The organism is Methanofollis tationis (genome assembly GCF_013377755.1).
GTDB lineage: Archaea > Halobacteriota > Methanomicrobia > Methanomicrobiales > Methanofollaceae > Methanofollis > Methanofollis tationis.
On record NZ_JABXWR010000001.1, the window covers coordinates 1,917,920 to 1,939,338 of the forward strand.

The 21,419-nt window shown below is 59.4% G+C and carries 31 protein-coding genes; 8 read left to right on the forward strand and 23 right to left on the reverse strand.

The features are described 5' to 3' along the window. Positions 1 to 3: 3 nt before the first annotated feature. From pfdA to HWN36_RS10060, 13 genes are all read right to left on the reverse strand, one after another. Positions 4 to 441 (reverse strand): prefoldin subunit alpha, encoded by a 438-nt coding sequence (gene pfdA / locus HWN36_RS10000; RefSeq protein ID WP_176789203.1) that lies wholly within the window; start codon positions 439 to 441, stop codon positions 4 to 6. Between the two features lie 5 nt (positions 442 to 446). Further along, entirely contained in the window at positions 447 to 635 is a 189-nt protein-coding gene (gene rpl18a, locus HWN36_RS10005; RefSeq protein ID WP_176789204.1) for a 50S ribosomal protein L18Ae, read from the reverse strand. Positions 636 to 640: 5 nt separating this feature from the next. Beyond that, positions 641 to 1,306, reverse strand: coding sequence for a translation initiation factor IF-6 (locus HWN36_RS10010; protein WP_176789205.1), 666 nt, complete (start codon positions 1,304 to 1,306; stop codon positions 641 to 643). Position 1,307: 1 nt separating this feature from the next. Further along, positions 1,308 to 1,571, reverse strand: a complete 264-nt coding sequence (locus HWN36_RS10015) for a 50S ribosomal protein L31e (protein ID WP_004039632.1) — start codon at positions 1,569 to 1,571, stop codon at positions 1,308 to 1,310. A 4-nt stretch (positions 1,572 to 1,575) separates the two neighbouring features. Beyond that, positions 1,576 to 1,728, reverse strand: a complete 153-nt coding sequence (locus HWN36_RS10020; RefSeq protein ID WP_004039624.1) for a 50S ribosomal protein L39e — start codon at positions 1,726 to 1,728, stop codon at positions 1,576 to 1,578. A gap of 21 nt (positions 1,729 to 1,749) precedes the next feature. Beyond that, complete coding sequence (locus HWN36_RS10025) at positions 1,750 to 2,340, reverse strand: DUF7411 family protein (protein ID WP_176789206.1); 591 nt, start codon at positions 2,338 to 2,340, stop codon at positions 1,750 to 1,752. Further along, a complete protein-coding gene (locus HWN36_RS10030; RefSeq protein WP_176789207.1) occupies positions 2,341 to 2,682 on the reverse strand; it encodes a DNA-binding protein in 342 nt (113 codons plus the stop codon). Between the two features lie 18 nt (positions 2,683 to 2,700). Further along, positions 2,701 to 3,150 (reverse strand): 30S ribosomal protein S19e, encoded by a 450-nt coding sequence (locus HWN36_RS10035; protein WP_004039618.1) that lies wholly within the window; start codon positions 3,148 to 3,150, stop codon positions 2,701 to 2,703. A 139-nt stretch (positions 3,151 to 3,289) separates the two neighbouring features. After that, positions 3,290 to 3,538, reverse strand: a complete 249-nt coding sequence (locus HWN36_RS10040) for a YhbY family RNA-binding protein (protein ID WP_176789612.1) — start codon at positions 3,536 to 3,538, stop codon at positions 3,290 to 3,292. Beyond that, positions 3,525 to 3,863, reverse strand: coding sequence for a ribonuclease P protein component 4 (locus tag HWN36_RS10045; protein WP_176789208.1), 339 nt, complete (start codon positions 3,861 to 3,863; stop codon positions 3,525 to 3,527). Before HWN36_RS10045 ends, HWN36_RS10040 begins: the two co-directional genes overlap by 14 nt. A gap of 1 nt (position 3,864) precedes the next feature. Then, positions 3,865 to 4,479: a phosphoribosylglycinamide formyltransferase gene (purN, locus tag HWN36_RS10050; protein WP_176789209.1), complete on the reverse strand. Its 615-nt coding sequence runs from the start codon at positions 4,477 to 4,479 to the stop codon at positions 3,865 to 3,867. Positions 4,480 to 4,522: 43 nt separating this feature from the next. After that, positions 4,523 to 5,776, reverse strand: a complete 1,254-nt coding sequence (locus tag HWN36_RS10055) for a hemolysin family protein (protein WP_176789613.1) — start codon at positions 5,774 to 5,776, stop codon at positions 4,523 to 4,525. Positions 5,777 to 5,868: 92 nt separating this feature from the next. Then, positions 5,869 to 6,666, reverse strand: coding sequence for a sugar phosphate isomerase/epimerase family protein (locus tag HWN36_RS10060; protein WP_343044971.1), 798 nt, complete (start codon positions 6,664 to 6,666; stop codon positions 5,869 to 5,871). 65 nt (positions 6,667 to 6,731) lie between these two features. Between HWN36_RS10060 and xseA the strand changes: the two genes are divergently transcribed. Further along, a complete protein-coding gene (gene xseA / locus HWN36_RS10065) occupies positions 6,732 to 7,973 on the forward strand; it encodes an exodeoxyribonuclease VII large subunit (protein ID WP_176789211.1) in 1,242 nt (413 codons plus the stop codon). Beyond that, positions 7,954 to 8,139 carry an exodeoxyribonuclease VII small subunit gene (gene xseB / locus HWN36_RS10070; protein WP_004039596.1) on the forward strand — a complete coding sequence of 62 codons (186 nt, stop codon included), beginning with the start codon at positions 7,954 to 7,956 and terminating at the stop codon, positions 8,137 to 8,139. Before xseA ends, xseB begins: the two co-directional genes overlap by 20 nt. On the opposite strand, the gene HWN36_RS10075 is transcribed toward xseB, so the two are convergent. Further along, positions 8,126 to 8,554: a DUF371 domain-containing protein gene (locus HWN36_RS10075; RefSeq protein WP_176789212.1), complete on the reverse strand. Its 429-nt coding sequence runs from the start codon at positions 8,552 to 8,554 to the stop codon at positions 8,126 to 8,128. The two genes, xseB and HWN36_RS10075, sit on opposite strands and share 14 nt — an antisense overlap. A 30-nt stretch (positions 8,555 to 8,584) precedes the next feature. Here HWN36_RS10075 and HWN36_RS10080 point away from each other — a divergent pair, with 30 nt between their 5' ends. Then, positions 8,585 to 9,157: an HVO_0476 family zinc finger protein gene (locus HWN36_RS10080; protein WP_176789213.1), complete on the forward strand. Its 573-nt coding sequence runs from the start codon at positions 8,585 to 8,587 to the stop codon at positions 9,155 to 9,157. Here the strand turns inward: HWN36_RS10080 and HWN36_RS10085 are convergent. Both HWN36_RS10085 and HWN36_RS10090 read right to left on the reverse strand, forming a co-directional pair. Beyond that, complete coding sequence (locus HWN36_RS10085; protein WP_176789214.1) at positions 9,152 to 9,412, reverse strand: thioredoxin family protein; 261 nt, start codon at positions 9,410 to 9,412, stop codon at positions 9,152 to 9,154. The two genes, HWN36_RS10080 and HWN36_RS10085, sit on opposite strands and share 6 nt — an antisense overlap. Before the next feature lie 40 nt (positions 9,413 to 9,452). Next, positions 9,453 to 10,157 carry a hypothetical protein gene (locus tag HWN36_RS10090; protein ID WP_176789215.1) on the reverse strand — a complete coding sequence of 235 codons (705 nt, stop codon included), beginning with the start codon at positions 10,155 to 10,157 and terminating at the stop codon, positions 9,453 to 9,455. A gap of 123 nt (positions 10,158 to 10,280) precedes the next feature. On the opposite strand from HWN36_RS10090, the gene HWN36_RS10095 reads away from it, so the two are divergent. Both HWN36_RS10095 and HWN36_RS10100 read left to right on the forward strand, forming a co-directional pair. Next, positions 10,281 to 10,745, forward strand: coding sequence for an Hsp20/alpha crystallin family protein (locus HWN36_RS10095; protein ID WP_176789216.1), 465 nt, complete (start codon positions 10,281 to 10,283; stop codon positions 10,743 to 10,745). A gap of 129 nt (positions 10,746 to 10,874) precedes the next feature. Then, positions 10,875 to 11,663 carry a CBS domain-containing ParB/RepB/Spo0J family partition protein gene (locus HWN36_RS10100; protein ID WP_176789217.1) on the forward strand — a complete coding sequence of 263 codons (789 nt, stop codon included), beginning with the start codon at positions 10,875 to 10,877 and terminating at the stop codon, positions 11,661 to 11,663. Here HWN36_RS10100 and HWN36_RS10105 read toward each other — a convergent pair. Beyond that, positions 11,660 to 12,838, reverse strand: a complete 1,179-nt coding sequence (locus HWN36_RS10105) for a nucleotidyltransferase family protein (RefSeq protein WP_246269897.1) — start codon at positions 12,836 to 12,838, stop codon at positions 11,660 to 11,662. The genes HWN36_RS10100 and HWN36_RS10105 overlap by 4 nt on opposite strands. Before the next feature lie 138 nt (positions 12,839 to 12,976). Here HWN36_RS10105 and HWN36_RS10110 point away from each other — a divergent pair, with 138 nt between their 5' ends. Together HWN36_RS10110 and HWN36_RS10115 are read left to right on the forward strand one after the other, a co-directional pair. Beyond that, the gene (locus HWN36_RS10110; protein ID WP_176789218.1) at positions 12,977 to 13,498 is read left to right on the forward strand and encodes a YkgJ family cysteine cluster protein; all 522 of its coding nucleotides are present in this window, start codon (positions 12,977 to 12,979) and stop codon (positions 13,496 to 13,498) included. A 3-nt stretch (positions 13,499 to 13,501) separates the two neighbouring features. After that, complete coding sequence (locus tag HWN36_RS10115) at positions 13,502 to 13,753, forward strand: hypothetical protein (RefSeq protein WP_176789219.1); 252 nt, start codon at positions 13,502 to 13,504, stop codon at positions 13,751 to 13,753. On the opposite strand, the gene HWN36_RS10120 is transcribed toward HWN36_RS10115, so the two are convergent. Next, entirely contained in the window at positions 13,750 to 14,091 is a 342-nt protein-coding gene (locus HWN36_RS10120) for a type II secretion system protein E (protein ID WP_176789220.1), read from the reverse strand. The two genes, HWN36_RS10115 and HWN36_RS10120, sit on opposite strands and share 4 nt — an antisense overlap. A 37-nt stretch (positions 14,092 to 14,128) precedes the next feature. Beyond that, on the reverse strand, positions 14,129 to 15,610 hold the full coding sequence (locus HWN36_RS10125; RefSeq protein WP_176789221.1) for a cobyric acid synthase: 1,482 nt from the start codon (positions 15,608 to 15,610) through the stop codon (positions 14,129 to 14,131). Between the two features lie 151 nt (positions 15,611 to 15,761). Between HWN36_RS10125 and yciH the strand changes: the two genes are divergently transcribed. Beyond that, positions 15,762 to 16,067, forward strand: coding sequence for a stress response translation initiation inhibitor YciH (gene yciH, locus HWN36_RS10130; protein WP_176789222.1), 306 nt, complete (start codon positions 15,762 to 15,764; stop codon positions 16,065 to 16,067). Between the two features lie 348 nt (positions 16,068 to 16,415). Here the strand turns inward: yciH and HWN36_RS10135 are convergent, their stop codons facing one another. From HWN36_RS10135 to HWN36_RS10150, 4 genes are read right to left on the reverse strand one after another with little or no spacing between them, the layout of a single operon-like run. Next, the gene (locus HWN36_RS10135) at positions 16,416 to 17,453 is read right to left on the reverse strand and encodes a type II secretion system F family protein (RefSeq protein WP_176789223.1); all 1,038 of its coding nucleotides are present in this window, start codon (positions 17,451 to 17,453) and stop codon (positions 16,416 to 16,418) included. A gap of 1 nt (position 17,454) precedes the next feature. After that, positions 17,455 to 18,378, reverse strand: a complete 924-nt coding sequence (locus HWN36_RS10140) for a type II secretion system F family protein (RefSeq protein ID WP_176789224.1) — start codon at positions 18,376 to 18,378, stop codon at positions 17,455 to 17,457. Beyond that, positions 18,371 to 20,737, reverse strand: a complete 2,367-nt coding sequence (locus HWN36_RS10145; RefSeq protein WP_176789225.1) for a type II/IV secretion system ATPase subunit — start codon at positions 20,735 to 20,737, stop codon at positions 18,371 to 18,373. The genes HWN36_RS10140 and HWN36_RS10145 overlap by 8 nt, the downstream gene beginning before the upstream one ends. Then, complete coding sequence (locus HWN36_RS10150; protein ID WP_176789226.1) at positions 20,730 to 21,356, reverse strand: hypothetical protein; 627 nt, start codon at positions 21,354 to 21,356, stop codon at positions 20,730 to 20,732. Before HWN36_RS10150 ends, HWN36_RS10145 begins: the two co-directional genes overlap by 8 nt. Positions 21,357 to 21,419: the final 63 nt, after the last annotated feature.

Genomic DNA, 21,419 nt, shown 5'->3' on the forward strand with positions numbered 1-21,419 from the left:
GGATTACCTGCCCGGAACCTGCTGCTGCTGCCCGCGGTAGGCCGCATCGAGCCGGGCGGCAATATCATTCATCTGGGCCCGGATGTTCTCGATCATCTCAGAGATTTTCTTTTCCGAGGCCTCAAGCTCTCGTGCCCGGTCTTCGAGGTACGAGACGGCGCCTGCATTGTCCCGCCCGACAGTGACATCTGCCCCGATGGCGACAAGCACATGTTCGGGATCCGGGATCGTGGCCCGGACGCTGACCCCGCCGCCGAGCGGGAGGAGGACCGTCCCGTCCTGTGCAGAGCCGAGAGCCTGGAGGGTTTCGATCGCTGCTATTGACTCGACCCTCTGCTGCTCCAGCATCTCCAGCTGCCGGGCGAAGATCTCTGCCTGCTGTCCGTATTCGTTCAGATAATACTGGAGCGACTGCAGCTCCCTCGGGTCGGCCTCACTCATGGACTTTACTCACCTACTACGGTAACGCCCTTGATTGTGATATAATTTCTCTTAAGGCGGTGTTTGCTGCCGATGTCGGTGTAGACGTGCTCTCTTGCAATCCTCTCATTCTGGGCCTCGATGACCTTCGTGAAGGGCTGCCACACGCCGCCGATCTGGCAGGCGCCCGTTACTTCATACTGCTGATTCTCCATTCCACTCACTCCAGAAAACCGAATACTTCTTCAATCCGCCCGAGTTCAAAACCAGTGGTCCTGATCCCGGCGATATATCCTTTGCTGTTTGCGAGCACGCCGGTACCGACGAGCCCGCTGCCCATGTTCACGGTTCCGGCCCCGATCTGGAGGTCGCCCGTGCACCCGGCAAGGCGCTCGATTTCAGTGTCGCTGCTCCGCGCATGAACGAACACGCCGCGGTCTGTCGCCACTGCCGCCATGCCGACGGTCTTGATCCCGCCGAAGGTGAGACGCCTGACCGGCACCCCGAGAAATGTTCCGATCTCCTCTGCCACATCGATCGGCATCTCAGGGTGCACTCCTGCAAAAGTATTGTTTGCGAGGATCACGTTCCCGGCTGCATTCATCGAGGTCCCGAGGGTCATCACCTCGCCGTACTCCGCGAGCACGGCGCGCTCATCCTCGGTAACAAGGCCGCTCACCACCATACCGTTTGAGTTTCCGGCAAGGAGCGAGCCGATGATCGATGAACCCTGGATCGTCGTCTTCACCACCTCGACATCCAGTGCTTCGGCGATGGCTGCGGTGAATTCTTCGGACGCGGTAGGGGGGACGACGGCAAACTCTTCAAAGGCGCGGGCAAAAACGCCGATGTGCGGGTCTGCGGCAAAGTCGATCGTTCTTTTCATCTCATTCCTCTGCGAGTTCGGCCTGGACCTGCCCGTCCTCGAACTTCATGGCGCGGATCCTGATCTGCGCCGGGGGCTTCTGACTGCCGCGCTCCCAGACCTTCTCGTTGATGCTGCTGTCGAGTTTGATGTTCTCGCTCTTCATGTGACGGACCAGATATGCTCTGATGTCCTTGACTGCAACGTTGCAGCGCTTCCACCGGGGAGCGCGCTTCGTGTTGCGGAGGGGGACGTTATAGATCTGCTCTTTGAGTACCTCTACCATTGCTCTACACCTTCAGCGTGCTTCTTCTCCACATGCGCCTCTTCGGGTGGGATACCACCTGGCGCTTCGTCCGAATCATTACCCATCCAGGCACGCGGCGGTTCTGCATGCATGCCTTTGCCAGCCGGATCTTCCGGCCCTTTGTCAGCTTGCTCATGATTATCACCGTGGGTTCTTCTCAGGTGCCGGTTGCACCTGTGACCAGGGATTGCTCGTGGTGCATCGGAAAGAGGTCTGCGCACTTCTTCCCGGCGCGCTCGATTGCGGCCCTGATCTCATACTCATAATCGCCGTTTTCGATGGTACCGGTCTCGCCGTAGGAGACGAGGAGGTGCCGCTTTGCCAGCCGTTCCACCTCGGCTTTTCCGTACCCCAGAAGGGGCCGGACATACGAACAGCCATAGCGGTCGGCAAGGCTCAACACATCGCTTCTGGTCAGCATCGGCACGCGGTCGTTGAACCGCGTGCCGTCCCCGACCACGCAGTACTCCTGCGCCAGCAGGCGCACTGCCTGACGGTGGATCATGGTGATGGCGTCGTTCGGGTAGCCCGAGGCGATCACCATCTGGACCGCCTCCTCGAGGAGTTCAGGGCCGAACGACCGTTTCTGCCAGGGCAATCCCAGCGCGTCGGCTGCCGCCCTGACAGAAGGCATCTCCCGCGCCGGGTCGAATACAAAGGTATTGAGTTCGACCTCATAGTCGCGGGCGAGCATCACCGCTGCAAGTGCGCTGTCCTTTCCTCCGCTGAACAGAAGACCGGCCTTCATCTACTTCCGTGTTATGCGAAACTCTTTTTTCTGCGGGGCGATCTGCAGGAGCAGAGCCTTCAACTGCTCGTCTGTGATCTTCTGCCGGATCCTGCCGCTGTGGGCGAGCTGCACAAGCTGCTGCTCGATTGCCCGGGCGAATTCTGGCTTTGTGAGTTTGATCGTATTCAGTCGCTCCCGCGCTTCGGGTTCCAGGATCTGCATGAGCGCAAGCTGCAACTCTGACTCAGCACGTTTTCTCTGCTGCTCCATGTCGTCCTGCATCGCCTGTTGTTCGGTCGCCTGCCGCTGGAGCTGCTCCATTCTCTTCCGTCTGATATCAGAAAGTTCGTCGTCACCCATCAGTATCCCTCACCTGCATCAGTACTGCGCGAGCGCAGGGGTGGCCTTTGTCGCTGCCTCTCTGAGGCTGTGCGCCACGCCGTCGATGAAAGACTGCCCCTTTGCAGAGACCTGCCTGCCGCCCTTGACCTTTTCGACAAAGCCTTCGGCTTCGAGCTGCTGGAGTGCCTTTCTCAGGATTGAGCCGCTCCCCTTCCTGAACTGGTTCGGGTTCGAGCCGCGGTCGCGGTTTCCGCCGTATGCAGTCCTCAGTCTCTCCACGCCAACCGGGCCGTCGATATAGATGCGGCGGAGGATGGACGCGGCCCTGACATACCACCAGTCGGGATCTTCAGGGGGCATCTCCTTGTGGATCCCGGTCTTGGCAAAAGCCGCCCATTCTGGAGGCCGGATGGCAGGGAGCTCCTTCAATTCTCGGGCTACCTGCGGGATCAGCATCTCTGCCGGGATGTCATATACAGTTGTCATTGGTTAACCTCACGGTAACGATCGATTGTTACCAGTCTGTATCTATTTGACATGGCAGTTATTATATATTTCGAGCAACGAATCCTGCCGTTTTTCCGGCAATCTGGCCGGAAATCCTATTGTAAAAGAAAGGGAGGGATCAGGCCTTCTGGCCGCCGCCGCTTCGATCGGCAAGCACCATCGTCCGTCCGCGCACGCCCACAAGGTCGGCGCCGGCGCGGCGTGCGATCTCTTCGGGATCGATCTCGGCGGTGCGAAGCCATTTGATCTTCACGTATTTGCGCACCTTCAACTGGGCCCTGATTTCATCGATCAGCGTCTCCGAATAGCCTCGTTTCCCGATCCAGATCGTCGGTTTGATCTCCTGGAATAACTCATTCTTTTCGATGTTTTTTCACCACCGGATATCGTTTTTGATGACCGCAGACCAGGCAGGTGACGATCACCTTCCCGTGCTGCACCCTCACCCTGGCGCTGGCGCCCGGAACGAGGTATGCCGAACAGCGCCGGCAGAACCGGAATCGCAGATCCGCCGGGATGCGGACGCGCTGGCGCATTCCGATACGGCGGGCAAGCGCCACATATCGCTTTGAACGGGTCGGATCCGTCCCGGAAACCTCCTCTGCGAGGGCGAAAAGGCGCTCGATCCGTTCTTTTGCGATCCTGTTCGTGTCGGGGGTGCGTGAACTCCCCCGGCGCGTTGTCTTTGCCATGTCAGTCCCCGGGCGGAAGGATCCGTACGCGCCGCCCTTCGACAAAAACCCGCCCTTCGCAGAAGAGGGCGGCGGCCGCCGGCAGGGCCCGGTGTTCTTCGACAAGGATACGTTCTGCAAGGCTATCCTCGTCGTCGCCCTCGAGCACCGGGACGCAGACCTGAAGGATGATCGGGCCGCTGTCCATGCCGCCGTCAACGAAGTGGACGGTGCACCCGGCGACCTTCACGCCGTACTCTATCGCCTGCCGCTGGGCATGAAGGCCGGCAAAGGCCGGGAGAAGGGCCGGGTGGATGTTGATCATCTTTCCGGCAAAGGCATCGGTGATTGCCTCCCCGATGATCCGCATGTAGCCTGCGAGCACAAACAGGTCGGCGCGGCAGTCCTTCATCGCCGCGAGCAGGTCGGCCTCGTATGCCCCCTTGGTGGCGTACGATCGGTAGTCCAGGACCGTCACCGGCACCCCTGCACCTTCTGCCCGCGTGATTGCATAGGCCCCGGGGTTGTCGGTGATCAGGCGGACGCACTCGGCCCTGAGCGTACCGGCCGAAATGGCATCGATAATTGCCTGAAAGTTCGATCCCCTGCCTGATGCCAGTACTGCGATACGCTTCATGCTCACACGTCGGTCCGGTACAGTATTAACCGTTCTCTCATTTTCAGCCCTGGGCCTGCGGCAGGATCAGTTTCACCTTGATGATCCTCCTGCCCCGCATCTGCACGACGGCGAGGGTAATGCCGTCATCGAGTTTGACGACCTCGCCCCTGAGCGGGATGTGGCCGAGCGTGGTGAAGAGCAGGCCGCCGACGGTCTCGTAGGATTCGCCGATTGGGAGGGCGATCCCGAGTTCCTCGTTGAGGTGCTCGACCCAGACCTGGGCGTCGACCATGTACACCCCCTCGCCAAGCTTCTGTATGGTGGGTTCCTCCTCGTCGAACTCGTCCAGGATCTCGCCGACCAGCTCCTCCAGGATATCCTCGACGGTGACCACGCCGGCAAACCCGCCGTACTCGTCGAGGACGATGACCATATGCACCTTGCGCACCTGCATCTCCTTGAGGAGTTCGTCGATCATCTTGGACTCGGGGATGAAATAGGCGTCATGCATCATCTCCCTGATCGTGGCCTCTTTCTTCGAGAACTCTGCGGCGAAGACGTCCTTTATGTTGAGGACGCCGACTATGTTGTCGATCTGGTCGTGATAGACCGGGATGCGGGAGAGTCCGGTCTCGTTGAAGAGTGTGATTGCATTTTCCAGCGAACTGGTGTCCTCTATCAGCACCACATCCACGCGAGGGGTCATGATCTCCCGTGCGGTGGTGTCGCCGAACTTGAAGACCGAATAGAGCATCTGCCGCTCTTCCTCCTCGATCGTCCCCTCTTCTTCGCCGACATCGATCCACTCCTTGATCTCCTCCTCGGTGATCGAGGGCTCGGCGACGCCGGTCCTGAGGGAGAAGCGCTCGCCGAGGCGGTCGTAGACCCAGAGGATCGGCATGAGCGCCCGTGCCAGTATGAGGATCACCGGGGCGGTGAAAAGAGCGAGGCGGTCGGTGTAGCGCGAGGCATAGGTCTTGGGTCCGATCTCGCCGAAGATCAGCATCAGGATCACGACCAGGCCGGTGGCGATCCCGACCCCCGCGTCGCCGAACCGTTCGATGGCGATTGCGGTGGCGATCGACGCCGCCGCGACATTGACGACGTTGTTGCCGATGAGAATGGTGATCAGGATATGTTCGGGATATTCTTTCAGTTTCGCCAGCGCTTCGGCTCCTTTTCTTCCCTCGTTGACAAGGGTTCTGACCTTGGCCTTGGTGATCGATATGAGGGCCACTTCAGAACTGGAGAAAAAACCTGAGAGGATCAGACAGACGACGAACAGGCCAATAAGAAAGATCTCGTCTGGTGTCATCGCCGCCACGCCGGGCTCCGGCTTGTATTCCAACTATCGTTCATAAATGTTTGTTAATTGGCGTTTGTGTTGAGAGGTATTAAATCCAGCGTTCAGGAAAGGCAGCCTTCGAGGAAGGTACGCTCGTCCTGCAGGAGGCTGATCTTCTCCTCCAGGGAGAGAGGGTGCGCAAAATTCCGGTCCTCGATCTCGAGGGTGAGGCAGCCGTCGTAGCCGGCGCGGGAAAGAGCGCGGACGATGGCGGCAGCGGCTCTGCTTCCCATGACCGGGAGGTGCATTTTTCCGTTTTCGACCACGCTCAGGTGGACGTTTGCAATGCGGTCGATGCAGAGATCGATGTACCGGTATACCTCTCCTGTGGAGAGGCTCATCGCATGGGCGACGTCGAGGGTGAAATCGAGCCAGGGGTTGGCGTCGAGCACCTCCCGCACCCCTTCGGGCGTGCAGAGGAGGGAGTTCACCTTCGGCTCCATGTTCTCGATCGCTACCCGCACCCGCCTGCCTTTTGCGGCCTCATGGAGCCTGGCGAGGTAGATCTCGAAGCGCTCATAGTCGTAGGCGCTCGGGGTTCTCTTTGCGGTCCTCCGGCCCGGGTGCACCGTCACCACCGTTGCGCCTGCTTCTTCGGCGAGGGCGACGGCCTCGACGGCGTACTGCTGGGAGGCGGCGGCCACCCGCGGGTTGATGGAGCAGGGGTTGAGATCGAGGACCGGCGCATGGACGGTGATCGGGGCGAGGGATGGGTGGGCGTGGACGGCGGCGTTGAGGTCGCCGGTCGGGAGGTCGCGGAGCCAGAAATGGGGTGTCTCTATCCAGAACTCGATGCCGGTAAGGCCTGCTTCGTCGACTGATGCAAATATTTCGTCGATGGGATATTCATGAAAGAACATGCTCGATACGGCGAGACGGACCATGGTATCAGGTTGATATAGGACGCCGACGCACGATAAATTCAATGGGTCTGTTCCCGGGTCTGCCGGTCGACGGGCAGGCGGCGGTCCTCACGGTCGCCGAGGTGACCGGGATCATCAGGGGTGCGCTCGACATCCCGGCTCTGGCGGGCTGCTGGGTGCGCGGGGAGGTTACTGGCTGCAAACGGAGCGCAGCCGGCCATTTTTTCTTCTCTCTCTCCGAAACGAGGGGCGGGAAGAGTGCGGTGATCCCGGCGGTGATGTTCAGGGGGAACGCCGCCGCCCTCCCGTTCGACCCTGCCGACGGCATGGATGTGCTGGCGTTCGGGACCGTGGACTTCTATGAGGCGCAGGGGAAGTGCCAGCTCTATGTCGAGGACCTGCGCCGCGCCGGGGAGGGGGAAAAGCACCTCCTCGTCGAGCGCTGGAAGAAGGAACTCGCCGCCGAGGGGCTCTTCGATCCTGGCAGAAAAAAGGGCGTGCCCGCCTTCCCGCGGCGGATTGCCGTGGTCACCTCGGCGACGGGCGCCGTGCTGCACGACATCACAAATGTCCTCTCCCGCCGCTACCCGGTGGAGGTCATCCTCTCGCCGACGGCGGTGCAGGGCGATCTCGCCCATATCGAGATCGCCGCGGCGATCGGACGCGCCGACGGGCTGGCCGACGTGATGATCGTCGGACGCGGTGGGGGGAGCTTCGAGGACCTCTTCCCGTTCAACCGGCCAGAGGTGGTGCGGGCGATCGCCGCCTGCACGACGCCGGTGATCAGCGCCGTCGGTCATGAGGTGGACACCACCCTTGCCGACCTCGCCGCCGATCTGCGGGCGCCGACACCCTCTGCCGCGGCTGAACTCGCCGTCCCTGACCGCGCCGACCTTCTTGCGGGGCTCGGGCGAGACAGGGTGCGGCTTTCCGATGGCATGTTCAGGCAGATCGAGCGTCGACGGGATGAACTCGAAAATCTCCGCCTGCGCCTGAGGCCTGATCGATACCGGCGGCGGATCGCCGAGCAGCGGCAGGGTCTTTCCGACCTCGAGGAGCGGATCGTGCGGGGATGTATGCAGGGTGTCGAGCGCCGCGGCCTTGCCCTCTCTGAGATGAAGGCAAGGCTCAGGGCAGACAACCCCTTTGCCCCGCTGCAGCGCGGTTACGCTCTCGCCACAAAGAGCGGGGCGGTGGTCGGATCGGTGCGCGGCCTCCTGCCCGGCGACCGGATCGCCCTGCGGCTTGCCGACGGCGGGTGCACGGTTGTTGTGGAGGATGTGTATGATGCAGAAGACCTATGAGGAACTGATAACTGAATTAAAAGAGATCCTGCGGACGATCGAGGACAACGACACCGGGCTTGAGGAGAGCATCGCCCTCTTCAAGAGGGGCGAAGCCCTGATCCGGGAATGCGAACGCCTCCTCGCCGAGGCCGAGTTGACGATTGCCACCCTCACTCAGGAATAGAGGCCTCGATCTCGACGACGAGATCGGCCCCTCCGGCGAGGAGTTCGATCAGGCGGCGATCGATGGTCCGCGCCACGGTGTCCGATCCGACGGCGACCGTTCTGCCGCATACGAAGGCGCTCCGCCGCCAGACCAGGTCGGTTGGGTGGTCGAGGGTGAGACCGGCGCTGCCCCGCGATATGACGACCGCCTCGATCCTGTCTACGCTCAGGCGCGTGGTGACGATCGCACGGTCGTCGGCGAGCAGGGTTTTCAGGTCGGGATTGAGGTCGGAAGCCCCCCGGTCCGCGCAGACCCCGATGATGCAGTCGCCGGCCGGAGAGAGCGAGGGCTCAGTCGTCACCTCGAAGGTGGTGGGGTGGAGGGCCCGCACATTCGGATGACCTGAACAGTGGATGACGTCCCGTGCCTTCATCTTAAATATCTATGTACGCTATTCTATACAATGTACATCACCACCATCTGCCCGCAGTGCGGCGAGGAGAGCGATCATGAGGTGCTCAAGGAGAGCGGGGACCTCCTGGTCCGCTGCACCGCGTGCGGGGCAGTCCATCATATCCCGATACCGAAGGAAAATCTCCTTACCGTGAAGGCGATCGTGAGCCGAGAAGCCTCGTCTGAGGTCTGCACCGTCGAACTCCTTGAGGAGGATATCGTCTCGGTGGGCGACTATATGGTGGCAGACTGCGGCGACGAAGGGCTGTCGGTCGAGGTGACCTCGATCGAGTCCGGGGACAAAAGGGTTGAAAGGGCCTCCGCACCCGAGATATCGGCCCTCTGGACGCGGGTGATCGAGGAGGTCGTCGTCCGCGCCTCGGTCCATAAGGGCTGGAAGACCTATCCACTCTACAAACTCTGCGACGGCGAGGAGCCTTTCGCCGTGGACGGCGTGTACACCTTTGGAAACGTCCGCTTCAGGATCTCCCATATCAAGATGCGGGAGGGGCAGGTGCTCAGGAAGGAAGGGTGGAAGACCGTGGCAAAAAAAATCAAGCGGATCTACGGGGCCCGCTTATAGATACTTTTTTATCGCATTCTCCAGCGTTTCCCGGTGCATGACGCCTTCGAAGTGCTCCCTGACCGCACCATCGACGATGACGAGGATGGTCGGCGTCACCTTCAGGCCGTAGGCGGCGATATCGTCGGGGTGTTCGAGGGCATCCATCTCCTCGATGGTGACCCCGAGTTCATTTTCCACCTGCCGGTTGATGGGCTCCTGCTCCATGCACCCCATGCAGCCTTCCTGGTAATAGCAGAGGATCCGTACTGGCATGGGTAAAAAGAAGGAGGGGCGGTATAAATACCCACCGGGTTTACGCCTGCGCGATGCTCAGGACCTTCACTTCGGCTGTTGAATACCCGAAGTTGACCAAAAGCGTGTCGTTCGTCTTTCCGGTAATCGTGCCGACGCGGATATAGGAGATCTCGTTCTCCGGGTCGGTGAAGATCGTCGGATCGTCGGTGATCGTCATGGCGATGGTGAAGCGGTCGCCGACCTGCGACTCGGTGAAGTTGATGCCCATCTGGTCGGCGCTGGTAGCGCTCATCTGCTGGGGGAGATCCGAGAGGGTGAGCGGGATCGTCTTCGACTCCTGCTCATGCATCCCGAGGATGCCGTTTGTGAGGTCGGTCACGTCAGACTCAAGGAGGGCGAAATCTGCGGTTGTGCCGTCCGGCAGGTAGATGGGTACGGCCGTTACGCGGGAGGAGGCGTTTGCCCCGCCGACGAGACTCATCTGGGAGGTCAGAAAGCTCACGTCGCCGCTGTTGTAGGTGTCGACAAGGACGATCTGGCTTGTGGTGAGCACCGCCACACCGGCGGCGTCCCTGATCGTGTAGTCGATGATGGCGGAATCTCCTGGCTTTACGCTCTTGAATATGCCCATCGCCGGGGCGAGATACGAGCCCACCATGGCGATGGCAAAGAGGACGCCGAAGACCAGCATGATAAGCTGGGTCCTCGTCCTCTTTCCCGAACTCTTTGTTTCGGGGGTGCGTTTCTGAGGCTTTGCAACCATTATGTATTCAATGGTATCCTGAACCCATAAGGACTCTGGTTCGAGATATCCGAAATTTTTATATTTGTGATATGTTTACTCTCTGTTAGTGTCCGGTTCCGGACACCGGGAGATGAGACTGAAATGGTACGGAGAGGTGGATTTCATTCGTTCTGGAGCGATTTCGACGAGATGATGAACGAGATGCGGGCCGAGATGGAGGGCCGGTTCCAGTCCATGCTGGCCGATACCGGCGCAGGCAGGTACCTCCCCGCGCTCCGCACCGAGGGGCCGCGGGTGGACGTCTGCGCCCATGAAGACGAGGTGGTCGTGGTCGCTGACCTGCCGGGCGCCGAGAAAGAAGACATTTCTCTGCGGCTTGTCACACCGCGGATCCTTGAGATCTCCGCCGTGCAGAAAGGTGAGAAGGAAGACTCTGAAGAGGGCTATTATGTCCGCGAGCGGGTGTACGGCAGGATGAAGCGGATGATCGCCCTGCCGGTGGACGTGAAAGAGGAAGAGGCCCATGCCAGCTTCAAGAACGGTGTTTTAGAAGTCCGCTTGAAGAAGGCCGAGGCTCAGAAGGGATCGGTCATCTCTATCGAGTGAGGGCCCTCCTCTTTTTTCTTCAGGGTTGCCCGCCCCTCCGCGATTTCTCCGGCCGGACGGGTGTTCCTTTTCTCCAAAAGTATATATGTATCGAATCCTTCAAGTAGCGTTGGTCAAAACAAGATGATGATGGACAAAAAACGGGTCAAAGATTACATGACCTACGATGTCGTCACGGTGGACGTGCAGGCGACCGGGTGCGATGTCATTGAAAAGATCCAGAAGACAAAGCACGACGGTTTTCCGGTTGTGAATGACCAGAAAGAGGTTGTAGGATATATTTCGGCACGGGATCTTCTTGCTGTCCATCCGGGGACGCCGGTCGAGCGGATCATGAGCCGCCACCTCATCGTCGCCGACCCTGAGATGAGCATCAACGACGCCGCACGGGTGATCTTCAGGTCGGGCATCCAGAAACTGCCGGTGGTGGACGAGACCAACCGTCTCATCGGGATCATCTCGAATGCCGACGTGATCAGGTCGCAGATCGAGCACGTCTCCCCTGAAAAGGTCTACAACTTCATGGACATCCTCCGGCGCCTTCACGGGATCGAGCCGACGGTCAAACGGGGATACGTCCCGATTGACGAACTCCTCCCCACGCAGGCGCGGATCTACGAGGACGAGCTCGAAGGACGGATCTACGAGATCAAGAAGGGGCTTGCCGAACCGCTGATCGTGGTGAAGCGCCCGGGGCGGTATATCCTGGTCGACGGTCACCACCGGGCGATCGCGGCGAAGCGGCTTGGATACAAAACGCTCGACGCCTATATCATCCTGATCGCGGAGAACCTGGAGCTCGGCATGGAACGAACAGCGCAGGCGCAGAACCTCAGGACCCTCGACGACATCAAGGTCATGGATTATGCCCGCCACCCGCTCGTCGCCATCACTCACAGGCTTGTGCGGCAGAACTAGGAGCCCTCACACCGCAGATCATATTTTTCATTGAGCAGGTGCTCCTTGACCACGGAGCCGTCAGGCACGATCACCTCGGGCCACAGCCGCGTTCCCGAGTGGATGGTGACGTTGTTCTGGATGACCACTCTCGGGCCGATGACCGTATCGTTCTCGATGGAGCCGTTGTCCCCGATGATCGTGTCGTTGTCGATGATCGCCCCTGAGACCGTGGTGCGGTTGCCGATGACCACCTGGTTGTAGATCGAGGAGGAGAAGATCTTTGCATTGCTCTTGATCACGCAGTCTTCACCGATGCTTGTGTACGGGCCGATCAGGACATTGCTCTCGATGGTGGTGCCGCGCCCGATCGAGACCGGGCCGATGATCTGGGAGTTGGTGCCCAGGGAGAGGGAGCCGCCGAGGGAGACCGGGCCGATGATCTTTGCTCCCTTGACATGAAGGTCGCCGGCGATGTTCGTCGTCGTGATCTCCTGCAGTTTCCAGCGCTCGGCCTGCCGCAGGGAGCGCGGGCTGCCGACGTCGGTCCAGTTGCCGCGGGCAAGCCAGCCCTTGATTGTTCTCCCTTCGGCGAGGAGGCGGGGAAAGACGTCCCGTGCGAAGTCCACCTTCTCCCCGGCTGGTATATAGTCGAAGATCTCGGGGTTGCAGACGTACATCCCGGTCGAGGCGAGGTTCGAGAAGATCTCGCCAGGGCCGGGCTTTTCCTTGAAGCGCTTGATCGCGTAGGTGACGTCGATCTCGGCGATGCCGTACTCCGAGGGGTCGTCGATGGAGATGAGTCCGATGGTGGCGACTGCGTCGCTTTTTAAGTGTTCACGATAGAATTCGAGGAGGTTTAAGTCTGCCACGTGGTCGCCCCCGACGATCAGGAAGGGTGTGCCGTTGAGGAACTGCTGCGCGTTTTTGACGCTGCCGGCGGTGCCGAGTTTGACGTCCTCGTGGACGTAGGTGATCTCGGCGCCGAAGAGTGATCCGTCGCCGAGGGCCTGCTCGATGTCGTCCCCCTTATAGCCGAGGGTGACCACCATCTCGGTGAAGCCGAGGTCGGCGAGGTGGGTGACCAGGTGGGTGATCGACGGCCGGTTCACGATTGGAATGCAGGGTTTTGGGCGTTCAAAGGTGAGGGGGCGCAGGCGCGTGCCTTCGCCGCCGCACATGATGCAGACCTTCATAGAGAATAGTGGCGTGCGTTGGGATTTTAATTTGTGGGGAGTAGAGCGTGGTCGTTGACGTCTGGTGCAGGGGGAGCGTGTCCTGTCTGAGGGGCGACGGGCACAAAGGCTATCTATGCACCGGGCAAGGATCCTGCGATGAGAGAGGAACCCTTCTCCTGCACCCTCTGTGGCCGGTGCTGCATGGGATCTGGCCGTTACATTGTGGTTCTGAAGCAGACCGGCCCGCAGGAGTACAGGTGCAGGGAGACGATCACCCGCCGGGAGTTCACCGCACGGGTCGAGGATCGCTACCTCCCTCTTTTTGCGCGGCCGTCGGTGCAGTGGACGCATCTGGCGGCGTGCCCGTTTCTCAGGCAGGACGGAGAAACCTATTTCTGCACGATCCGAGCCTCCCGCCCGCCGTTCTGCCGGGAGTACCGTTGCGTGCGGATGCGCGTGGAGAAGGGCGGCGCCGTCGTCGGGGAACTCAGGGGGAAGACGAGCCTGAAGACTGAAGACGCCGCCCTCTCGGCCCTGTGGGAGGAGCGGATCGTCCCTCTTGACCTGCAGGATCGGGAGGGACGTTCCGAAGCGGCCCGGATTCTTGAGGGGGCGGGCTACGATCCTGTCTGGTACGTCGAGGCAGAGGATTTAACCGGAACGGCGCCGCCATCATGATCGATGAGGGTGCTGAAGGTAGAAGAGGGGCGCGTTTCCTGCCAGGAGGGTGTGCCCCGCAGCCTGGAGAACTGCCGGTTCTGCGTCCATTCCACGCGGTTCTTTGAAAAAGGGCGATGGGTGGCCTCGCCTGCCCGGGCCTACTGCATGCGTTCGCGATCGACCGACGAGGTCGATCTCGCGAAGGTGACCGCCGTCGAGTGCGACGACGACAGGGGCGAGGGGTTCAGGAGCATGATGTCGATCATCAGTTAATCGCGTTTCCAGAACTCCCAGGGATAGCGGCTCTGGTACGGCACGCAACGGGCTTCCTTTTCGTAATCTGATTCGAGGGTATGGTGGACGAGGCGAACCTCGTCCCGCATATTCTGTACCAGGGCCCTGAGGTCATCCAGGTCTTTCCTGATGATGGCGAACTCCTCGAATGTGCGCTGCGTTTTTATTTCCACCTCGCCGTTTTCCTGGAAGCGTGCGAATCCCGCCTCGATAAGTTCAAGAATCGCCTCGTTTCTCTCGATATTGTGCTTCTTTGCAAAGGTGTCAATGCTGTCAAGCATTTCCGGGTCAAGGGTGAAGGAGCATCTCATCACCATACGGTTTCACTCCATGCGTTGCCTGCCGGCATTCTGATCATGGTGGGCCTCCTGCCGTCTTAAAGATGGCAGTGCCGTCCTGTCGGGAAAGGGCGGCGATCGCCTCCATGTCCAGGTGCGCCTCCAGGAGTGCGGCAAGACGGTCATAGGGGTCGCCCTCGCTGGCGGCGCCGGTATAGGGGAGACCTTTTTTTCCGGCAAGGTACGAGAGCAGCCCGTCCACTGCCTGAGGGTTGGCGAAGAGTCCGTGCAGGTAGGTGCCGAAGACCAGGCCGTCGGCACTGACCGCTCCGTCGTTTTCGAAAGCCGGGGTGCACCCCCTGTTCTCTGTCTCGCCCATATGGATCTCGTAGCCCTCCACCTCCCCGAACCGCGAGAGGATGGGCGGGGCGTCGGCCGCCCGGCTCCGCACCTGGCGCGTGGTTTTGGTGTAGGCGGAGAAGGTAGTCCTGACGTCGAGGAGGCCGAGTCCATCTGCCTCTTCTGGTTTTCCGGATTCATACCCGGCGTCGGCAAGGCGCTGCCCGAGCATCTGAAACCCGCCGCAGATCCCGATCACCGGCACGCCCGCATCCCGCATCCGGTAGATCTCATCTGCCATCCCTGAAATGCGGAGCACTTTGAGGTCTTCGATGGTGTTTTTGGTCCCGGGAATGATGATGCAGTCGTAGCCTGAAAGGGGTTTTCCGGGCGCTACGTAGGAGACGGAGGCGTGGCGTTCAAGGAGTTCGAAGTCGGTGAAGTTCGAGATGCGGGGAAGCCTGATGACGGCGATCCTGATCGGGCTCCTGCCAGCCTCCTTGTCCCCGATGGAGAGGGAGTCTTCGGAGGCGATCGCAAGGTCGGCGTACGGGAGGATGCCGAGGACCGGGACACCGCAGAGTTTTTCCAGCAGGCCGACGCCTGAAGAGAAGAGGTCGGGATCCCCTCTGAATTTGTTCACGATGATGCCGGCGACAAGGGGCCGGATATCCTCGGGGAGGAGGCTGACGGTGCCATAGGCCTGAGCAAACACCCCGCCGCGCTCGATGTCGGCGACCAGGATGATCGGGAGACGCAGCGCCCTGGCGAGCCTGATATTTGCGATGTCGCGGTCGTAGAGGTTCACCTCGGCCGCTCCGCCTGCCCCCTCAACGACAACGGTTCCGTAGCGCTCTTCAAGGTGCCTGAAAGCCTTCAGGGCCTCTTCAAGGAGGGTATCGGTCTCAGAATAGTAGTCTTTAATGTGTACGTCCCGGTACGGCCGACCGAGGAGCACGATCTGGGAACTGGCGTCCCCTCTGGGTTTTAAGAGGACGGGGTTCATCTCGGCTGTCGGTTCGACTTTTGCCGCCTTTGCCTGAACTGCCTGGGCGATGCCGATCTCCGCGCCGTCTTCCGTCACCCATGAATTGAGGCTCATGTTCTGCGATTTGAAGGGTGCGTTTGTGATCCCCCGGTTTTTGAGGGCGCGGCAGAGGCCGGCAACGACCGTGCTTTTTCCGACATGCGATGCTGTCCCGAGTACCATCAGCGACATCAGGGTGAGAGTTTGAGCGTCAAGACGGATAACGAGTGCGATCGTTCAGGAAGGATCCAGCATCGATCACCCTCGAAGAGGCTTCGGCCCATCTGATGGGCGCGATAATTCATGCCAAGAAATATATAACGAGAACTTGAAGGTATAATCAATGAATGGTGGTATCTGTCCCAAATGCGGACTACCAAAGGAACTGTGCATCTGTGAGGAGGTCGCGAAAGAACAGCAGAGGATCCAGGTGAAGATCAATAAACGTCGGTACGGCAAAGAAGTCACCGTCATCGAAGGCCTTGATCCCTATGATATCGACCTTGTCGACCTCACCAAATTCCTTAAAGCTAGACTTGCCTGTGGCGGGACGGTGAAGGACACGTCCATCGAACTTCAGGGCAATCACAAAGAGCGTGTTAAGGAACTGCTTGCCAAAAAGGGGTATAAATTGGAGCAGATAAACTAACCTCCTCCCCTATTTTTGCTATTTTTCTGTATCTGGTGTCATCGATCTGCTTCTGATTTTCTCGCTCAGCACGGTGCTGGAATGCCTTCTTTTTATTAATGCTACCTTCCCTGAGACTCACGCGCCGGGGATATCACCTCATTGTTGTGGAGTGAACGGGAAAAAATAGAAGCGAAGGAGAGATCGCCTGCCATCCGCGGCACTCCCTCTGTTCGTGCTATGGACGCAAAAGCCCTGAAACGCTCTCAACAACTTTGCACCCTATTGAGGGAGGTCATCCCCTCTATCTCGATTTTCCTGAGTGCAGTCAGACGAAAGAGAGAAGAGCAAAAAAGGGTTCGTCTCTCTTCAGGCCATAAACCTGAAGGTCACCCATGCGATGATGAGCATGATCGCCGAAAACTTCAGTCCGGCGGTCGCTCTGGCCTCGCCCATCTGGCCCGCGACCAGGCCGGAGAAGAACCCCATGATCATTGCTGCATGGGAGAACAGGCGTTTGTAGAGGTCTATGTTTACGTTGCCCATGAAGGTGGATCCCGCTCCAGACGCCGCCGATGCGGCGCCGGCCTCTGCCATGGTGGTCAGGAAGGTGGTCTCCAGGACCAGGATCACAAAGAGGAAGACGAAGAAGGAGACGAGGATGATCACCTCATAGATGATCATGTTGTTTGCCCGCTCGGTCTTGAGGTTGATGAACTCGTAACTGTCGACGGCGGCTGCTCGCAGCACCTCGGAGACGTCGCCGCCGGCCTTGCTCGCTTTTGCGATCAGGTCGACCGAACGCTCGGCGAGAGGGGTTCCGAGCCGTTTGCCGAAGGTGTAGATCGCATCGACGAACGGGATGCTCCACGACATGTCCACGTCAAGTTTTCTGATGTACGGTGTCAGCGTGCCGTACTCGCCCCTGGCGACGATATGGACGGCGTTCGGGAGCGTCATCCCGGAATCGTTCATGCCCGCGACGTCCCTGAAGAAGTTTGGCAGGGCATTCTCCAGGCTTTTCTCCCGTTTTGCCTCGATAAAATCGAGAGCGGCAAGTGGGACGACCGGGATCAGGACGGTGATCACGATCACGTCGTCGATCATCGTGGTGCTGAAGAGGGCCCACCAGCCGTAATCCACGATGATGAAGGAGAAGCCCACGATGAAGACGAGGAACGCCAGGGGGAGCGTGGCGATCAGGCTGTTTGTCGGGGTCTCGGTGAGCACCTCGAAGGGGTGTTTCAGGAACCGGCCGATACCGCTCTGCATCTTCCGCCGTGTATCGATCCTGGCGATGATCTCCTGTTCCTGCCGCTCGTAGCGGTCGAGTTCAGAGGGCTGAACCGGGGCGTTGCCTCTCTCCCCGCGGTTAAAAAGGTCGTTTACCAGTGTTCTAAAGCCCATTTCACACCTCCGGGGTCATTGAACTGATCAGGATGACGAACATGATGCTCCCGAACGGGACGATCAGGTAGATGATGATGATCAGAAAGATCGGGCTTGCGTCCCCTCCGATGATCGACATGATCGACTGGAGGATGATCAGGAAGAGGGTGCCCGCCACCATCGCCGTGACATAGGATTCGGCGATAAGCCCGAGGGTTTCAAGGAAACCTTTCTGCTCCTGGTGGTTCTCGTGGGTGTACTGGGTCGCCTTGTTCCTGAAGTAATTGGTGAGGTTCGCGCCTGAGGAGATCGTCGCCATCGCCCCCTGCAAAAATTCCTTCATCCGCGGACTCGGGGTAAAAGTCGATACGATTCTCATCGCCTCGATGAGGTCCTTGCCGAACATGTCGATCTCGCGCGTGATAAAGCGCGCTTCGACAGCGGTTTCACCGTAGATCGGGCTCTCGCCCAGCAGCCTGAAGACCTCGGCCGGCGTGATCCCGGCCGTGGACATGGCGGTGACGTAGTTGATCGCATAAGGAAGGGTGGCGTTGATGTTGCGCCGCCGGTTTCCGGCCAGCACCTTCGGGTACATCATGAAGGAGAGATAGGTGATCCCGCCGAAGATCAGGAGGGAGAGAATAACGGCGACCGATGTGCCGATCAGGATCTTGAAATCGGCGAAGACCGTCAGAAAGCCCGGCACCGCTCCCCGGTAGGTGATCATCGATGGGATGTCGAACAGGAAGGTGACGGTGCCGATGAGGAGGGCCATCCCCAGCCCCGCGATGAGGGACGAGAGGTAGGCTGTGGAGAGATATGCCTCGAAGGGCGTTTTTATCCGCGCCTGCATCAGGTCACTCCTGAGTTCCACGAAATCGTCCCTTCTGCTCTTCGCCCGCGCCCCCAGCAGGTTGAAACTGAACCGTTCAAAGCTATTCATAGAGATCACCCCTGACGATCTTCATCACTGCGTCCGGGTCGCGGAAGTAGGAGATGAGCATCTTCGAGACGTCGCGGTAGTGCCTGATCTTTTTCATGCGCATCCATTCTAGGATTTCCTGCCGCCGTTTCAGTTCCTCTCGCATCCTCGCCTCGCTCCAGCCCCGCGTCTCCATGATCGCCTCGAGCACATACGATTTGCCCGAGTACCTGATCTCGTCCGTCGCCTGGTGCCAGGAGAAGACCTCGTTCGTGATGAGTTCGTTTGTCCTCGGGTCGATGTCCAGGATCTCGATCATATGTTTGTTCCGTCTGATCCGCTGACCGCCGACGCGCGCCTGCACCTGGACACAGACGAGGTTCAGGGCGTTGAGCATGTTCCTGGGCACATTCAGGGGTGGGTTTTCAAGCCGGTGGACGACAGAGGCGACCGAATCGGCGTGCATCGTAGCATAGGTGACGTGACCGGTTGACATCGCCTGGAAGAGGGTCTGGGCCTCTTTGCCGCGCACCTCACCGACCACGATATACTCGGGACGCTGACGGAGAGCGGCTCGGAGGAGTTCGTACATGTCGATCTCGCCCTTGCCGCCGGTGTCGAAGGAGTCCCGCGTCACCGAGGGGATCCAGTTCGGGTGCGGGAGTTTGAGTTCTCTGGTGTCTTCGAGAGAGACGATCTTTGCCTGCGGCGGGATGAAGAGCGATATGGCGTTGAGCGACGTCGTTTTTCCTGACGCCGTGCCGCCCGCGAAGATTGCGGAGTTCCCCGACTCCACTGCAAGCCAGAGGAATGCGATGGAGAGAGGCGAGAAGGTGCCCCACTCGATCAGGTCGGTCGGGGAGATCGGTTCGTCCTTGAACTTCCTGATCGTGAAGGTCGAGCCGTGGGCGGTGACCTCCTTGCCGAGGGTCATCTGGATACGCGACCCGTCTGACATCGTGGCGTCGAGCATCGGTTCTGCGATCGAGATATATTTGCCGGCCCGCTGGGCGAGTTTGGTGACGAACGAGTCGAGATCAAGGGCGTCGGTGTACATCAGGTTCGTCTTGATCGACTCATAGCCCGAGTGGTAGATGAAGATCGGGTTGTCCAGACCGTCGCATGAGATGTCCTCGATATACTTGTCATGCATGATCGCATCGATGAGGCCATCGCCGAGGAAATCACGATCGATTGCGTATAGTATCTTCTCTCTGGAGACTGGCGTGAGATTGATGCCGTAATCCGAGATGATCTCGTCCGAATAGGTGCGGAGCAGGTTCTGCGCTTCGGTGCGGGAAACCTCTTTGGTATTGACGTCGAGGCGTTCGAAGAGGCGGTCCTTGATCTCGCCGAGCAACTCCTTCTCGGCCTCTGTAATCTCGGGCTCGATCACTTCGTAGGTGTATTCGTGCGACGTGTTGTCATAGATGATCCTGACGTAGGCGTAGGGCTCGTTGACCGGATAGAGTTCGATCTCCTCGATCCCAGGCGCCGGGCTGAAAGTGAGGTCGACAAGGGGGCCGTGGAGACGGGGGTTGTACTCCTCGACGCTGTGGCGGAGTTTGGTGAACAGATTGAACTTCTTGAGAAGGCCGCCGGTATCTTCGTTGTCCCTGCCTATGACGACATTTCTGGCCTCATCGGTAATATTTGATATATTTTTGTTCCAGAGGCTATCGATCTCGGGTGGAACTCCGCTCAAGCCGGGGGTATGGGTCCGTGTCTCAAAATCAAGGGCGAGTTCTTCGACGTCGAAGGTCGCCGCTCTGGGCAGGATGAGTTCGGAGAGGGAGCCGATGTCATCTGCGTCGGCGATCCCGGGTGCGGCATCGGCCGGCAGATCTGCCGCTCCTTTTGACCACTGAGTGGTGCGGGAACGGGGTGCGGTGGCTCCGGGAAGGGAGGCGCATACGCTTTTGAGGGCCTCTCCTGACAATGCCGGCATCGGATCAATTCCCCCCTCATCCTCCTCCACGGGGTTCGCCGCGGTTTTTTCTTCTCCGAAGAGGGCGTCGACGACCGACTTCAGCGCCTCAAGGTTTTCGGGATCGATCACCGGGTCGTCCACAGGCGTCTCCAGGCTTTCAGGCTCTTCTCCGGCATCTTCATGGGAGATCTCCTGGTATTGCCGGGTCTCTCTCTCTTCTGGCCCTTTGTCTGATATGGGCCCCATCTCGCGCGGGTCTCTGATCAGGTCGGTGATCTTTAACTGATCTTTTCCCCCGACCATTGATTTGAGCACATCAAAATCGTCCCCTCCGCCCACTGCAGGTTTCTGCTCCGGGGTATCGGCAGGTGCCGCTTTTTCCTCTTCAATCCGGTTTATCTTTGTCAGGATGTCGTGCAACCGTTTTCTTGAGCCTGTATTCTTAGTCATCGGTCATACCGCCCAGTTCTATGATGAGTTCACTCCTCTTTCCATTGAAATCGACAAGGAACGAATACGTCTCCCCTGTCCTGCTGGCGACCACAACGTCATAGGGGCCGTTAATGAGCCTGAACGAGACTTTCCCGTCCCCTGTGGTCACGTCGCTCGCGATGACCTGCCGGCCTTTTCTGATCGATACTCGCACTCCTGACTGCTGAAGATCGTTCTGGACGATGGAAAGTGAGAGCACGCCGGGCATTCTTCTCTTCGCGCCGATCTCAGGTATATCTGCGGATAAATTGTGAGGGAAATGGCCGCGGTTGAATACCCGGCAGTGTGCGACCACGATCTCGACAGCCTTCCTGTCGACCGCATACAGTTCGTAGTCGTCCTGGTCTGATATTTTCAATACCGCCGAATCTCCATAGAGCGCCCCCTGTCTGTCCTTATAGATCGCGCCCGTCGGTTCCCCGCGGGAAAAAAGGATCACGGCGCTCCTGTCGCCGTCGACGACGATCGCAATTGCACCGCCCTCGCTCTTTCCCTGCTTGACCGTGGCAAAATAGGGGTATGACCCCAGATAACGCGACTGGCCGAGGATTTCATTGATAACGTCCATGATCTCCATGGTCCATCCCCCTGTTCTGGATCATACCCGACCACTCCGTTATCGCCGGTCTGCTCCTGGCAG

Excerpts from the sequence above, each read along its gene's own strand:
- xseA (WP_176789211.1), top strand. The coding sequence starts at position 6,732 with ATGGGTCTGTTCCCGGGTCTGCCGGTCGACGGGCAGGCGGCGGTCCTC.
- HWN36_RS10060 (WP_343044971.1), bottom strand. The coding sequence starts at position 6,666 with ATGTTCTTTCATGAATATCCCATCGACGAAATATTTGCATCAGTCGAC.
- HWN36_RS10020 (WP_004039624.1), bottom strand. The coding sequence starts at position 1,728 with ATGAGCAAGCTGACAAAGGGCCGGAAGATCCGGCTGGCAAAGGCATGC.
- HWN36_RS10025 (WP_176789206.1), bottom strand. The coding sequence starts at position 2,340 with ATGAAGGCCGGTCTTCTGTTCAGCGGAGGAAAGGACAGCGCACTTGCA.
- HWN36_RS10015 (WP_004039632.1), bottom strand. The coding sequence starts at position 1,571 with ATGGTAGAGGTACTCAAAGAGCAGATCTATAACGTCCCCCTCCGCAAC.
- xseB (WP_004039596.1), top strand. The coding sequence starts at position 7,954 with ATGATGCAGAAGACCTATGAGGAACTGATAACTGAATTAAAAGAGATC.
- HWN36_RS10140 (WP_176789224.1), bottom strand. The coding sequence starts at position 18,378 with ATGAATAGCTTTGAACGGTTCAGTTTCAACCTGCTGGGGGCGCGGGCG.
- HWN36_RS10030 (WP_176789207.1), bottom strand. The coding sequence starts at position 2,682 with ATGGGTGACGACGAACTTTCTGATATCAGACGGAAGAGAATGGAGCAG.
- HWN36_RS10145 (WP_176789225.1), bottom strand. The coding sequence starts at position 20,737 with ATGACTAAGAATACAGGCTCAAGAAAACGGTTGCACGACATCCTGACA.
- HWN36_RS10055 (WP_176789613.1), bottom strand. The coding sequence starts at position 5,776 with ATGACACCAGACGAGATCTTTCTTATTGGCCTGTTCGTCGTCTGTCTG.
- HWN36_RS10100 (WP_176789217.1), top strand. The coding sequence starts at position 10,875 with ATGGACAAAAAACGGGTCAAAGATTACATGACCTACGATGTCGTCACG.
- HWN36_RS10090 (WP_176789215.1), bottom strand. The coding sequence starts at position 10,157 with ATGGTTGCAAAGCCTCAGAAACGCACCCCCGAAACAAAGAGTTCGGGA.
- HWN36_RS10045 (WP_176789208.1), bottom strand. The coding sequence starts at position 3,863 with ATGGCAAAGACAACGCGCCGGGGGAGTTCACGCACCCCCGACACGAAC.
- HWN36_RS10095 (WP_176789216.1), top strand. The coding sequence starts at position 10,281 with ATGGTACGGAGAGGTGGATTTCATTCGTTCTGGAGCGATTTCGACGAG.
- HWN36_RS10110 (WP_176789218.1), top strand. The coding sequence starts at position 12,977 with ATGAGAGAGGAACCCTTCTCCTGCACCCTCTGTGGCCGGTGCTGCATG.
- yciH (WP_176789222.1), top strand. The coding sequence starts at position 15,762 with ATGAATGGTGGTATCTGTCCCAAATGCGGACTACCAAAGGAACTGTGC.
- HWN36_RS10125 (WP_176789221.1), bottom strand. The coding sequence starts at position 15,610 with ATGTCGCTGATGGTACTCGGGACAGCATCGCATGTCGGAAAAAGCACG.
- HWN36_RS10105 (WP_246269897.1), bottom strand. The coding sequence starts at position 12,838 with ATGAAGGTCTGCATCATGTGCGGCGGCGAAGGCACGCGCCTGCGCCCC.
- HWN36_RS10085 (WP_176789214.1), bottom strand. The coding sequence starts at position 9,412 with ATGCCAGTACGGATCCTCTGCTATTACCAGGAAGGCTGCATGGGGTGC.
- purN (WP_176789209.1), bottom strand. The coding sequence starts at position 4,479 with ATGAAGCGTATCGCAGTACTGGCATCAGGCAGGGGATCGAACTTTCAG.
- HWN36_RS10010 (WP_176789205.1), bottom strand. The coding sequence starts at position 1,306 with ATGAAAAGAACGATCGACTTTGCCGCAGACCCGCACATCGGCGTTTTT.
- HWN36_RS10080 (WP_176789213.1), top strand. The coding sequence starts at position 8,585 with ATGTACATCACCACCATCTGCCCGCAGTGCGGCGAGGAGAGCGATCAT.
- HWN36_RS10150 (WP_176789226.1), bottom strand. The coding sequence starts at position 21,356 with ATGGAGATCATGGACGTTATCAATGAAATCCTCGGCCAGTCGCGTTAT.
- HWN36_RS10115 (WP_176789219.1), top strand. The coding sequence starts at position 13,502 with ATGAGGGTGCTGAAGGTAGAAGAGGGGCGCGTTTCCTGCCAGGAGGGT.
- HWN36_RS10075 (WP_176789212.1), bottom strand. The coding sequence starts at position 8,554 with ATGAAGGCACGGGACGTCATCCACTGTTCAGGTCATCCGAATGTGCGG.
- HWN36_RS10120 (WP_176789220.1), bottom strand. The coding sequence starts at position 14,091 with ATGGTGATGAGATGCTCCTTCACCCTTGACCCGGAAATGCTTGACAGC.
- HWN36_RS10035 (WP_004039618.1), bottom strand. The coding sequence starts at position 3,150 with ATGACAACTGTATATGACATCCCGGCAGAGATGCTGATCCCGCAGGTA.
- pfdA (WP_176789203.1), bottom strand. The coding sequence starts at position 441 with ATGAGTGAGGCCGACCCGAGGGAGCTGCAGTCGCTCCAGTATTATCTG.
- rpl18a (WP_176789204.1), bottom strand. The coding sequence starts at position 635 with ATGGAGAATCAGCAGTATGAAGTAACGGGCGCCTGCCAGATCGGCGGC.
- HWN36_RS10135 (WP_176789223.1), bottom strand. The coding sequence starts at position 17,453 with ATGGGCTTTAGAACACTGGTAAACGACCTTTTTAACCGCGGGGAGAGA.